Annotated in this window: 13 protein-coding genes; 1 reads left to right on the plus strand and 12 read right to left on the minus strand. The window is 46.0% G+C overall.

What is annotated here, in order from left to right; all coding sequences use genetic code 11:
• The first annotated feature begins 183 nt into the window (after positions 1 to 183).
• Positions 184 to 789, plus strand: a complete 606-nt coding sequence (locus ACLHR0_RS05890) for a superoxide dismutase (RefSeq protein WP_370908584.1) — start codon at positions 184 to 186, stop codon at positions 787 to 789.
• A gap of 82 nt (positions 790 to 871) precedes the next feature.
• Here the strand turns inward: ACLHR0_RS05890 and ACLHR0_RS05895 are convergent, their stop codons facing one another.
• From ACLHR0_RS05895 to ACLHR0_RS05950, 12 genes are all read right to left on the minus strand, one after another.
• Positions 872 to 1,654 carry a 3-keto-disaccharide hydrolase gene (locus tag ACLHR0_RS05895; RefSeq protein ID WP_436485334.1) on the minus strand — a complete coding sequence of 261 codons (783 nt, stop codon included), beginning with the start codon at positions 1,652 to 1,654 and terminating at the stop codon, positions 872 to 874.
• Positions 1,655 to 1,670: 16 nt separating this feature from the next.
• Positions 1,671 to 3,062, minus strand: a complete 1,392-nt coding sequence (locus tag ACLHR0_RS05900; protein WP_370908586.1) for a Gfo/Idh/MocA family protein — start codon at positions 3,060 to 3,062, stop codon at positions 1,671 to 1,673.
• Between the two features lie 187 nt (positions 3,063 to 3,249).
• Positions 3,250 to 4,923 carry a S41 family peptidase gene (locus ACLHR0_RS05905; protein ID WP_429042572.1) on the minus strand — a complete coding sequence of 558 codons (1,674 nt, stop codon included), beginning with the start codon at positions 4,921 to 4,923 and terminating at the stop codon, positions 3,250 to 3,252.
• Between the two features lie 51 nt (positions 4,924 to 4,974).
• Complete coding sequence (yidD, locus tag ACLHR0_RS05910; protein WP_079471177.1) at positions 4,975 to 5,205, minus strand: membrane protein insertion efficiency factor YidD; 231 nt, start codon at positions 5,203 to 5,205, stop codon at positions 4,975 to 4,977.
• A gap of 93 nt (positions 5,206 to 5,298) precedes the next feature.
• Positions 5,299 to 5,691 (minus strand): ribonuclease P protein component, encoded by a 393-nt coding sequence (locus ACLHR0_RS05915; RefSeq protein ID WP_370909245.1) that lies wholly within the window; start codon positions 5,689 to 5,691, stop codon positions 5,299 to 5,301.
• A gap of 13 nt (positions 5,692 to 5,704) precedes the next feature.
• Positions 5,705 to 5,860, minus strand: a complete 156-nt coding sequence (gene rpmH / locus ACLHR0_RS05920) for a 50S ribosomal protein L34 (protein ID WP_012788729.1) — start codon at positions 5,858 to 5,860, stop codon at positions 5,705 to 5,707.
• A 182-nt stretch (positions 5,861 to 6,042) separates the two neighbouring features.
• Positions 6,043 to 6,552 carry an OmpH family outer membrane protein gene (locus ACLHR0_RS05925; protein ID WP_429042578.1) on the minus strand — a complete coding sequence of 170 codons (510 nt, stop codon included), beginning with the start codon at positions 6,550 to 6,552 and terminating at the stop codon, positions 6,043 to 6,045.
• A gap of 57 nt (positions 6,553 to 6,609) precedes the next feature.
• Positions 6,610 to 7,125, minus strand: coding sequence for an OmpH family outer membrane protein (locus ACLHR0_RS05930; RefSeq protein ID WP_079471180.1), 516 nt, complete (start codon positions 7,123 to 7,125; stop codon positions 6,610 to 6,612).
• Positions 7,126 to 7,189: 64 nt separating this feature from the next.
• Positions 7,190 to 9,946 carry a BamA/OMP85 family outer membrane protein gene (locus ACLHR0_RS05935; protein ID WP_370908588.1) on the minus strand — a complete coding sequence of 919 codons (2,757 nt, stop codon included), beginning with the start codon at positions 9,944 to 9,946 and terminating at the stop codon, positions 7,190 to 7,192.
• Positions 9,927 to 10,688: an isoprenyl transferase gene (locus ACLHR0_RS05940; protein WP_429042581.1), complete on the minus strand. Its 762-nt coding sequence runs from the start codon at positions 10,686 to 10,688 to the stop codon at positions 9,927 to 9,929. Before ACLHR0_RS05940 ends, ACLHR0_RS05935 begins: the two co-directional genes overlap by 20 nt.
• A gap of 220 nt (positions 10,689 to 10,908) precedes the next feature.
• Positions 10,909 to 11,775 (minus strand): DUF6089 family protein, encoded by an 867-nt coding sequence (locus ACLHR0_RS05945; RefSeq protein WP_370908590.1) that lies wholly within the window; start codon positions 11,773 to 11,775, stop codon positions 10,909 to 10,911.
• 156 nt (positions 11,776 to 11,931) lie between these two features.
• Complete coding sequence (locus ACLHR0_RS05950; RefSeq protein ID WP_429042582.1) at positions 11,932 to 12,822, minus strand: NAD kinase; 891 nt, start codon at positions 12,820 to 12,822, stop codon at positions 11,932 to 11,934.
• Between the last annotated feature and the right edge of the window lie 6 nt (positions 12,823 to 12,828).

Raw genomic sequence — 12,828 nt, forward strand, 5'->3', positions numbered from 1 at the left:
ATAATTTTCCATATGATCAAGCCCTGGCGTTGATTGATTTCGCCTAATTAACAAGGTTGCCCGTTGATCACTAAACCGGTTATCTCATTAACTTAATAATTAAATGTCTAAATTTTAACGGATTGGCAGTAAATTTGGCGACTATCAAGAAATCATATTTTAAAACCCATAAAACTTTGAGTTATGGCATTTACACTTCCGAGCTTACCCTACGCACCAGACGCGTTAGAGCCGAATTTCGATAAACTGACAATGGAAATTCATCATGGTAAGCACCACCAGGCTTATGTAGACAATCTGAACAAAGCAGTAGCAGGCACAGAAAACGAGAACAAATCGCTGGAAGAACTGGTAGCTAATGCCGGTAAAATCAGCCCGGCTGTAAGAAACAATGGCGGTGGTCACTGGAATCACAGTTTCTTCTGGACCAGCCTGGCGCCAAATGCCGGCGGCGCTCCAACCGGTAAACTGGCAGATGCTATCAACAGCACTTTTGGTTCTTTTGAAGCCTTCCAGGAAAAATTCAACACCGCCGGCGCTACCCGCTTCGGCTCCGGTTGGGCATGGTTAACCGTAAAAGATGGTAAACTGGAAGTTTCTTCCACCCCTAACCAGGACAATCCACTGATGGATGTTGCTGAAGTAAAAGGCACACCTATCCTCGGTGTAGACGTATGGGAACATGCTTACTACCTGAAATACCAGAACCGCCGTCCGGAATACCTGAAAGCATTCTGGAATGTGGTAGACTGGAACGCCATCAGCAAACGCTACGAAGCAGCTGTATAAGCTATCACCAGTTCATGGAACTGCATAAAAAAATCCCGTCAGGTAAACCTTGACGGGATTTTTTATATGCTTGACCAATTGTTTATAGTTCCCTGATCTTTAAATTTTTGAACCATATTTCGCTGCCGTGGTCCTGCAATGCGATATGGCCTTTTTTAGACATCCCGTAGCCTTTGGCATCCTTCCATTTGCCGTCCTCCTTGTGCTTCTTCCATTCAGGCGTCCACAGTTCGTAATCGGCCGTTTTCTTTCCATTCAGCCAATGCTCTACATGACCCTTGTTTACAATGATCTTGGTAATGTTCCATTCGCCGATGGGATTCGCAGCATCTGCCAAAGGAGGATTCATGGCATAATTGGCGCCTGTTTTCTGCCAGGGCTCCAGCTTCTCCGGGAAATTTTTATCATCAATGATCTGGTATTCCGGCCCACTCAACTGAGGCGTTTCAAATTCTTCCGATACCATATACATGATGCCGCTGTTGCCTTGCGGCGACAGCTTCCAGTCGGCCGTCAGCTCAAAATTCTCAAACTGCTTATCTGTGATCAGGTTCCCCCGTTTATCAGACTTGTCTGTTTTATTACCCAGGCAATGCAGGATCCCTTTCTCCGCTACCCAGGAGTCGGCCGGTTTATTTTTGTAAGTCCGCCAGCCCTCCATTGTATGGCCGTTAAATAACAGTTGCCAGCCTGCTGCCTTTTCTGCTTCACTTAACACAGCTCCCGTAGAATCTGCAAGCGCAGTGCTTACAAGAGAATCCGCCACCGCAATGGCATTCTTGTTCTCGTTATTTACCGTATTACCTCCGCAAGACGCCACCACAATAGTTATCACGGACAACGCAGGAACCAAAAGGTGCTTCATATGTACGCGTGTTTAATTACTTGTTCACTACTTTCAGATTCTTAGGATCCCAGTGGATGATCTTATTATCGAAATAGCTTTCGTTGCACAACAGCGCCGGCGCCGCTGCACGGAAACCGAATGTAGGATCTTCCGCTACTTTACCGTTGGTACGCATGGCGTTAAACAGGTTGTAGAAGTGATCGAAGTGCGCTCCTTTGTATCCTTTCTCTGCCTCATAGATCATCTTTTCAGGATCCAGCATGTTCGCACGGTGATAGGCATACGATTTTCCGTTATTGGATGCAGCAGCATTGGCAGCAGCCAGCGGATCGTTTTCATCTACCTGTACATTATTGCGGAACAGCGTTACCTTATCCCATTCTACGGTCATAGAGCCCTCACTGCCCACCATGCGCAGGTAGTTGGTGCCACCGGTACCATCCACGAAGTTCACGCGGAGCGACAGGTTAAACGCAGGGTGTATTTCTGTTTCAGGATAATCAAACATGCCCAGCATAATATCGGGTACTTCCCTGCCATCTTTCCAGTAACGTAATCCGCCGGTGGCCATTACTTTATTGGGACCGAGTGAACCGGTTACCAGGTGAAGACTGGAAAACAGGTGAACGAACAGGTCGCCGGAAACGCCGGTGCCATAATCTTTATAATTACGCCAGCGGAAGAAACGCAATGGGTCAAAATCGCGCTTAGGCGCGTTTTTGAGGTAAGTGGTCCAATCAACTGTTTTAGTGGAGGCATCCGCAGGAATAGGGTATTGCCATGCGCCGGTGGGCGACATACGTGCCCAGAAGCCTTCGGCATAATTAAGTTTACCGATAGCGCCATCTTTCAGGAGCTGCCTGGCTTTTTCATTACCCAGGGAACTCATACCCTGGCTACCTACCTGGTATACTACTTTTCCGTTGCGTTGCTGGGCTTCCACTACTGCGGGTCCTTCGCTGATATCATGTACCATTGGTTTTTCGCAATACACGGATTTGCCTTTATTCATGGCTGCCACGGAAATATCTTTATGCCAGAAATCCGGCACAGCGATGATCACGGCATCAATGTCTTTTCTCTCCAGGATTTCCTGGTAACTGCGGGTAGTGTAAATATCATTCCCCCATTTCTTTTTTGCATCTGCCAAACGGCCATCATACAAATCACAGGCGGCTATCAGCTTTACACCGGGCACGGTGATTGCCGTATTGGCATCTGCTGTTCCCATACCACCCGCGCCTATCAGCGCTATCTGTATCTGGTCGTTTGCACTGTATTTTTCTTTCAGGCGGGAAAGTGACTGAATGTTTCTTTGCTTATCAGCTGCGGTCAGGATACTTGGCAGCAGCGATGCTCCTACTACTCCTTTGGCAAATTTACTGATGAAACTCCGGCGAGAGTCTTCATTGGAATTTACTGGCATGATAACCCTTTTAGATTGAGAAATGATATAAGTTTATTATTCACTGGACTCTCAAAATATAATTATTCTACCGGAATTCATAATTTATATGAGAATTGGAAAAGGAGGAATAATGAAGCCTGCAAACAAACTCCGGTGACAACCGGGGCTTATTTGCAGGCTTCATTATTACCAGGGCTAAAAGCGGTTACTTCGCTGCGGTAAGCAGCTGCTTATATTTTGATGGGCTATGTAATAAATCGATGGCGGCATTTACATCATTATCCCACTCGAGCGACCTGATAATACGGCCTCTCTGCAAATAATAACGGTTCACGATTTCTTCTTCCAGTAACCGTTTTATTTCTGTTTTATTTTTCAGCAGATCCTGCTTTTTATCGTGCTTCATTTTCGTTTCAAGCGTTTCCAGTTCTTTAGCGATCGCATCATAGTACTTTTCTTTTCTTGCGGTGCTTTTGAAAGAATCCAGGGCTTCTTCACTGCGTGTTTTGTAGCTGTAATCTTTGTTATCGAGATAGCGCTCAAAATCTTCGAAGTCGCTTTCAGACAGTGCAAAAGAGCCTGCAGCGGCTATTTTAGGATGGCTGTAGTAATAATTGGTAGCGTAGTCGAAAATAAATTGTTTACGGATAAGGGTAATGGCCACCTGGCTGATATAGGTGGGATCGACCTTTGCATCGGGTTCAATACCGCCGCCATCTTTTACGGCACGGCCGCCTGTGGTGGTAAATGATTTACGCAGGGAATCCGGTACATAATCCACGCTGCCGTCGTCGTTACGGTGGGAGTAGTCGATGGCCTGGATACAGCGGCCACTTGGCGTATAATATTTAGCGGTGGTTACTTTCAGTTTGGTGTTGTAAGGCAGCTGGCGGGTGGTTTGCACCAGGCCTTTGCCGTAGGAGCGTTGTCCTATCACCAGGCCGCGGTCGAGGTCCTGTATGCTGCCGGCCACTATTTCGGCAGCAGAAGCGGAGGAGTGGTTGGTGAGCACGGTTAACGGGAGATGCAGGTCTACCGGCTGTTCGGATGTTTCGTAGTTGCGGTCCCAGTTCTTTACTTTTCCTTTGGTGCTGACGATGAGTTTATTTTTATCTACAAAAATGTTGGCAACTACAACGGCTTCATCCAATAATCCGCCGGGGTTGCCGCGCAGGTCGAGGATCAATCCTTTCAGCGCGGGGTTGGTTTGTTTCAGTTGTTGTACTGCCGTGCGTACCATGGCGCCGCTGTTCTCTGTGAACTGGGTCATTTTGATATAGCCGATATCATTTTTCAGGATGCCGGCATAGCTCACCGCTTTTACATTAATTTCTTCGCGGATGATTTTTTTCGGGGTTTCCACGCCGGTTACCGGGTTGCGGAACACCATATCCAACGGGGTACCGGCAGCGCCTTTAAGCTGTCTGCTGATTTCTTCCTGGGCTACATTTTTACTGGACTTGCCATCCATGCTCACGATGATATCGCCTGGTTTCACGCCGGCCCTGTCCATCGGGCTGCCTTCATATACATCGGTGATGGCGGTCCATTCGCCGCTGGTATTGATGGAGGCGCCTACCCCGCCGTATTTGCCGGTAGCCATGAATTTAAGATCGTCCAGGTTTTCTTCGGAAACGAAATCAGTAAAAGGATCGGTTTCCTCCAGCATGGCTTCAATGCCTTTTCGCATCACCTTTTCAGGAGGAAGGTCATCTACGTAATACGTATTCAGTTCCCGGTAGAAAGCGGCGAATATGTCCAGGTTTTTGGCAATCTGGAAATATTTATCGTTTTCATTGAAAGCGAAGATCCCTGCTGTAGTAATAACCAGGAGCAGGGCTGCTGTCAGTTTCCTTCTTTTATTAAAAAACGCACGCATGCAACGAGTGTATAAGATGAAAGATATTAGTTGGCAACCGGTGGTGACTATTTATGGCACCGGATCATATCCGTGTCCACCCCAGGGGTGACACGACAAGATACGCTTTATGGTGAGATAGCCACCTTTGAAAGGGCCATATTTTTTAAATGCTTCCAGCCCGTATTGTGAGCAGGTAGGGGTATAACGGCATTTACTGCCCAGGAGGGGCGAGATAAACCATTGATAAATTTTTATCAGGAAGATAAAAGGAAAACTAAGCCAGCGCACAACACGATTCATAAGCAGCTTTTAGCAGTAAAAAATAAGCAGAGCATTTAACAGCATGTTGAATGCCGGGTTTGCTGCAATCAGCTAAAAGCTAACCACTGAGTGCTAAATACTGGTTTGCAGCTTCTTTAAAATTACCGAAATTTTGTCTTTCAGGGTAGAAAAACCGGCGATTTTTTTGTCGGTGTAGATGAGGAAAACGGCGATCTGCCTTGATTCGGACCGGAGATGGTCGTAGAGTTCCTGCTTTTGCAGGCGCCAGGCCTCCCGGCCCAGGCGTTTGATGCGGTTACGGTCCACCGCATGGGGAAACCGGCGGGTAGCGGCGCTAAAGCCTACCTGCACGGGGTATTTACCCGGTTCTTTCAACGGCATGTAAACAACCCGGTAGGGAAAAACAGAAAACGCTTTTCCTTCACGAAAAAGCGTTTCAATAAGTTTTCTGCTTTTTAACCTTTCTTCCTTTGTAAAAGAATAAGTTTTTATGGCAAATAGTATTTAGCTACTATAATTATTTCAGCTTACGCTCGTCAGAAACAGTCAGCTTCTTACGACCTTTTGCTCTACGGGAAGCCAATACCTTACGGCCATTAGCAGTTTCCATTCTCTTTCTGAAGCCGTGAACGCTCTTTCTGCGTCTGTTATGCGGTTGAAAAGTACGTTTCATTTCTTTTTTTTGTTTTTACCTGTACTATACTAAAACTCCCGTGTTAAAGGATTGTGGTTTTTAAAACGGAAGGCAAAGGTAGCAGAAAATATTTGAAAAGTAAAATTAAAATACGAATTCTTAAATGTAAAGGTGGAATGCAGTTTTCACCACATTCCACCTTTAAGTATTAAATTTATTAACTATTTAACTCCCAGTTTAGTCTTTACAGCAGTCAGGATATCGTCTGCAGCAGGAGAAACCAGCAGCATACCGGCAGAGCTGTCGATTACGTAGTTGTAACCTTTTTCCTTTGCTACATCTTCAATTGCCTTACGGGCTTTATCGTAGATGGGTTTCAGCAGCTCCTGTTGTTTAGCCTGTACTTTCTGTTCAGCGCCTTCACGGTAGTCCTGGATACGTTTCTGTGCGTCCTGGATTTCACGGCCTTTGATTTCTTTCATGTTGTCGGTCATAGTGGCCGCTTTATCATCGAATTCCTTCATTTTCTTCGTATACTCATCTACCAGTGCTTTACCATCACCTTCCAGTCCTTGTGCAAAAGTTTGCAGATCAGTTTCTGCCTTTTTAGCTTCTGGCATGCTTGCTACCAGTGCCTGTGCATTGATATGCGCTACTTTGGATTGTGCCATTGCATTCACGCTGAACAAACCGGTAACCGCCACAAAAGCAATAATTACGTACTTCTTCATGATGTTGTCTGTGTTTAAAAAAATTTAAATACTTATAGTTAAAAAATAGGTACGGGTTTATTTCTTGACTCCCAAAGATTTCAGGATTTCTTCGCTTTTATCCAGCTTTGGATCAGAGAATATAACGGTGGCGCCTGCAGCCTTATCCAGTACAAAATCATACATCCTGCCGGCAGAAAGCTTCTGCACTGCATTATAGATCTTATCCTGAATGGGCTTTACCAGTTCTTCCCTTTTTTTGAAAAGATCACCTTCGTAACCGAAACGCTTCTTCTGCAAATCCTTTGCCTCTTTTTCCCGGGCTACGATTTCATCTTCCCGCTTACGTTTCAATTCTTCTGTGAGCATTACCTGTTCTGCCTGGTAAGACTTATACATCTTATCCACTTCCTGGAACTTAGCGTCAATTTCCTTCTGCCATTGCTCTGCAACTGCATCCAGCTTTTTCTGTGACTCCTTGTATTCCGGAATGCTTTCCAGGATATATTTTGTATCTATCACGCAATAGCGCTGTGCACTTGCTGCACCGCCCATAGCCAGCACAATGGCGGCTGTAATAAATAATTTCTTCATGCTACAATAATTTTTCGCAAAACCAAATGACGGTTAAACTTGCAATATATAATTATTTTCCACATTATTCTGGTTCGAAGCCGAGCATAAATGTAAACTTAGCAGCGTCTTTCAAACCACCCCCTGGCTGGAGACGGTCAAACCCGATACCATAGTCAAATCCAAGCAATCCAAACATCGGCAGGTAGAAACGCATACCGATACCTGCAGAACGGCGTAATCTGAACGGGTTGTATTCATTCAGGTCTTTATAACCGTTAGCTGCTTCCAGGAACGCCAAACCAAAGATGGTGGAGCTGGGATTCAAACTGAACGGATACCGCAGTTCCATCACGTACTTATTAAATACGGTGAAGCCGGAATAGTTGGCAGGCTGACCGTTTTCAGGATTGATGCTCGGATCGGAAGTATAATACACCGGGTAACCTCTCTGGGAGATGATATCACGGTCGTAGATCGCGAAGTTACTCAAACCATCACCCCCCATTTCAAACCTGCCGAAAGGCGACAGGGTTGTACGGTTGTTGTAACGGCCGATATAACCAAATTTCGCGGCTACCTTCAATACAAATGTTTTGTTATCGCTACCCATCGGACGGCTCAAAGGCACGTACCATTCTGCGTTAAAGCGGTATTTCTGGTACTCGATAAATTTAAACTGCTCAGAAGCCGGCTCTTTGGAGTAATCCTTGTCGGGATTAAACAGGGAGTATGGCGGCGTATACTGCGCAGATACCATGAAGTTGGAACCACTGCGCGGGAAGATCTGCTGATCCACAGAAGAACGCGACAACGTCAGCTTGATGTTAACGTTATTGGACGTACCGCTTTCAAATCCGGGAATACCAAAGTAGTTATAGTTCTTCAGCTTATACTGCTGATAGTTCACGGAATAGATCAGGGTGAAATAGTCATCCGGCCATTTCAGCTGTTTACCCAGTGATACAGAGGCGCCCAATACTTTAAAGTGACCATTTGTAGAAGTAGTGGTATCACCCGGCAGCTTATAATAATCGTTGTATGCGTATGGGTTCTGGTAACTGCTGTAAAGACTTACAGAAAACTGGTTCCTTTTTTTACCTCCCAGCCACGGCTCCGTGAAGGAGAAGTTATAGGAACGGTAAGCTTTACCATTGGAAGATACACGTACAGACAATTTCTGTCCGTCGCCACTTGGCAATGGATCCCAGGTTTCTTTTTTGAAGATATTACGCAGGGAGAAGTTGTTGAAGGTAACGCCGAGGGTACCGGTTAAACCGATATAACCACCCCAACCTGCCGACAGTTCCAGCTGGTCATTGGCTTTTTCTTCCACGGTATAATCAATATCCACGGTACCATCCTGTACGTTCGGCACCGGGTTCATGCCGATCTTTTCCGGGTTGAAGAAGCCGAGGTTGGCGATTTCACGGTTAGAACGGATCAGATCCTGGCGGCTGAATTTTTCACCCGGGATCGTGCGCAGTTCACGGCGGATAACGTGTTCATTGGTTTTTTCGTTACCGGCTATACGTACTTCCTTGATGGTTGCCTGCGGTCCTTCACGTAAACGGATTTCGTAATCGATAGTATCGCCGCGGATACCAACTTCCACCGGGTCAATCTGGAAGAAGAGGTAGCCATAGTCCATGTAGTAGCCGCTGATATCGCCCCCTTCCTGTGACATTTGTTTACCGATTCTTTTTTCCAGCAGTTCCAGGTTATAGATATCTCCTTTTTTGATACCGAGAATACGGGTCAGTACGGAGTCGGAATAACGGGTATTTCCTTTCCAGGTAATATCCCCGAAATAATATTTTTTACCCTCAGAGATCTGCATATCCACATTCAGATTCTGTGAGTGGGTTTTATAGGTGGTATCTCTTACAATCACCGCATCACGATAACCTTTGGAGTTATAGAGCCCGATCACTTTACCTTTATCCTCGAAGTATTTGTTTTCGTTGAATTTAGCAGAGCTGAACAGTTTAAAGCGGAAATAAGGGTCCAGTTTCTCAAATGCGCGGGTGGGTTGCAGGAAGCCATAGGTTTGCCAGAAATCATCCGGTTGGGCCAGGGAATCCACGTACACCTGTTCCAGATCCGGATGAAGCGTGAAGCGGGAACGCTCTTTGGTTCCTTTCATCTTCTTCTTGATCTTGGAGTCGGCTATACTTTCATTACCTACGATGTTGATATCCTGGATACGTACCTTACTACCTTTGGTAACATTAAAGATCAGGTGTTTGGAGTTTACCTGGCCGGTATCCCCTCTTTCCTCGATTTTAACGGTAGCATTTCCGAATCCTTTATCTGCATAAAATTTATGTACTACCCCGATTACGTTTTGTTTCAGGGCCTGTGTGATCACATTTCCTTTACGTAAACCGGCTTTGGTGGTAATATCGTCTGCTTCTGTTTTTTTGATTCCCCTGAAAACGAAGGAGGACATGCGGGGCATTTCCGTTAATCCTATTTCCAGCCAGATTTTATTATCTTCTATCTTGGTTACATAAATGGTTACGTCGGCAAACAGTCTTTGTGACCAGAGACTCTGGATTGCCTTTGTAAACTGGTCACCGCCGGGATAAGTAACCTTATCGCCCACAGTGAGGCCGGAAAGCGACAGCAGCAGTGATTTATCCAGGTATTGGGTACCGGCAACGGTGATATCGGCAATTTCATACTGTTGCGGAATACCTGTGTTGATAGGAGAAACGGCCGGCGGATTAGCAGGGGGCTGCGTAGGAGGCACGGTATCTTTTTGCTGAGCGGATACACGAATGCCTGCACTGCAACATAATGCTATAGCCAGAAGGCCCTTAGGAAATAATTTCTTCATTCTGCTGAATTTGTTCGCTTGTTTTGCCAAAGCGCCGTTCTCTGGTTTGGTAATTTAAGATGGCTTGGTAAAGATGTTCATTGCGGAAGTCCGGCCAGCGGGTATCTGTAAAATACAGTTCCGCATAGGCCAGTTGATATAGTAGGAAGTTACTGATCCTGCATTCTCCACTGGTACGAATCATTAATTCAGGGTCCGGCAGGCCGGCGGTACAGAGATATTTTTCCCATACCTCTGGCGTCACAGCTACCGGGTCCAGGGCTCCACTTTTCACATCCAGGGCTATTTTCCTGGCTGCATTCACGATTTCCCACCTTGCACTGTAGCTAAGAGCCATAATGAGATTGAGGCCGGTATTTTGGCTGGTAAGGGCAATGGCCTCCTCCATTTCCCGCTGGCATTGGGGAGGTAACATTCCCATGTCACCTATTACGCTCAGCCGGATATTATTTTTCGATAACGTATTCACTTCCATACGGATAGTGTTTACGAGTAGTTCCATAATGCCATTAACTTCATAAACCGGGCGGTCCCAGTTTTCAGTAGAAAACGCGTATAGGGTCAGATAACCTATTCCCAGTTCTGCACAGGTCGTCACTATATTACGCACACTTTCTACCCCTTCGTGGTGCCCGTACAGCCTGTCTTGTCCCCGCTCCTTTGCCCAACGGCCGTTCCCGTCCATAATAATGGCTATATGGCGCGGCAACCGTTGTAAGTCCAATTTTTCCTTCAAGCTCATTTGTGTCAGGCGTATTATAACAGATTATAACAGATTTACTAAAAGGGTGCAAAGATACAAAAATAGAGTAATGACTTTTTTGGCAAAGCCTAAGAAGGTGTTTTAACGTAGTTTTAACAGCGAATTCAATACCAGTGGGGATTTTAGCAAATTGGGAGGCTTATCAGGGCGGTTGGCAGGTACGGAAAGCCCACCCGCAGAAAGTATTTTTTATTGTAAATTAAAATTTACAATTGTAAGAAGTGAAAAGAATACTAATGGTTAATTCGATTGTTACGAACTGATCCTTATCCCTGCTGTTTCCTCTTTGCCTCCCTATCACCCCGATAGGACTGCCTTTCACAGCCGACCTGTCCTGCAACTGGGCCGCCACCGTAGGCTGACCGTCAGGAAGCGCCGGGAATGCGGCAGGGCCGGCATATGTAGTGCTTACATCATCCAGGTAATCCGTTTGAGTGAACCGGTATAGCGCTTCCAGGCCCACATTTACTTTTTTGGAAATATTATATTTAAAACCTCCCCCGATCAACCAGGCATAAGAAACCAGGCTATAGGGCTTGCGCTCCGGATAAAGGGCGGTACCCTGCCCTTCCGTACCCAGGGGCTGTAAAAAATATTTGACGCCGTTAAGGTAAGCATATGGATTGTAATAAAAAATACTGGCGCCACCAGTCAGATAGGGGGAAAAACGCTCATATAAGCTGCCCGGTTCAAACCGGAAAAAATTAAAGTCCCCCTGGAGGGACAACTCCCATAAATTAGTATTAAAGCTGAGGTTCCGGCGGTTCTGGAATTCATTTTTATTGTAGGTATCCGAATAGCCGAGTTGCATAAACCGGCCATGGGCGCGGAGGCCCACGTAGTCGTTCATATATTTACGGTAGTAAATGCCAACAGCAGGCTTCAGGGTATTTAATGCTCCCCGGGTGTTCAGATCCCCGAAATACTGTGCGCCTCCCACAGAAAAACCCAACTCTCCCACATATTCCAGCTCATTTTGCGCCGAAGCACGTTCCGCGAACAAACAACCGGCCGATACCAGCCATATAAAAACGATGTATTTGGAATATAGAAAAGGTTTCAGCATAAATCAGTTCTACTTAAACGCTAAAATGCCGGATTTATTTAATGTATGGCTGATGATTATGCTTACTTATTTGGCGTTTGCTTTCCTCACGGGGCATAATTTCTATTACAATCAGCATGGAATGTATTTGTAAATATAACAATATATTTTACATTTCTATATTTTAATCGTATTCCGGGCGTCAATTCCCCAGAGCAATTTATTCCGGAGCGTATGCAGGAAATTGCTGTCGTCCAGCCGGAGCAGGCTCAGTTTGAACTCCTCTTTCTTAATAGCCAGCTGCACCCGGTTATCGATGGTTTCCATACGGCTGTCGAGGGTACAAAGGAACTGGTCGCTGCGGCCTTCCACTTCAAAGGAAATGATATTATTGTTGGGCACAATGATGGGCCGTACGTTCAGGTTATGCGGCGCCACAGGCGTAATCACGAAGTTGCCGGCGTCCGGGAACACAATGGGACCGCCGCAGCTCAGGGAATAACCGGTGGAGCCGGTGGGGGTGGCTACAATTAATCCATCGGCCCAGTAAGTGTTCAGGAATTCGCCGTTCAGGTAAGTATGTATTTTCACCATCGCGGAAGTATCCTTCTTATGGATGGTGAATTCGTTGAGTGCGTATGGAACATCACCAAATAAGGGGATGTTGGCATCCAGGTGAAGCAGCGACCGCTGGTCTACCACGTAGGTGCGGTTCAGCAGCGCCTCCACCAGTGCATGGATCTCGTTTTTACCGATGCTGGCCAGGAACCCGAGGCGGCCAAAATTGATCCCTATTACCGGGATGTTGGTATCACGCACATAACAAACGGTATCCAGCAGGGTACCGTCTCCACCAAGACTTACCAGGAAGTCGATTTTTCCCGGGAGGTCTTCCGCACAGGAAAACAGCGTTGGTACGTTATCGAAAGGAATGTGTTGCTGCAGCGTATGAAAAAAAGGTTCATAGATGATGGCCTCTATCTCTGCCCGCTTTAATTCCTCCAGCAATAAGCGGATGTTTGAAATATCTTCTGTAATAAATCCCCTGCTATAAAGTGCTACCTGCATAATTTT

Source organism: Chitinophaga sp. ARDCPP14, from assembly GCF_051362515.1.
Lineage (GTDB): Bacteria > Bacteroidota > Bacteroidia > Chitinophagales > Chitinophagaceae > Chitinophaga.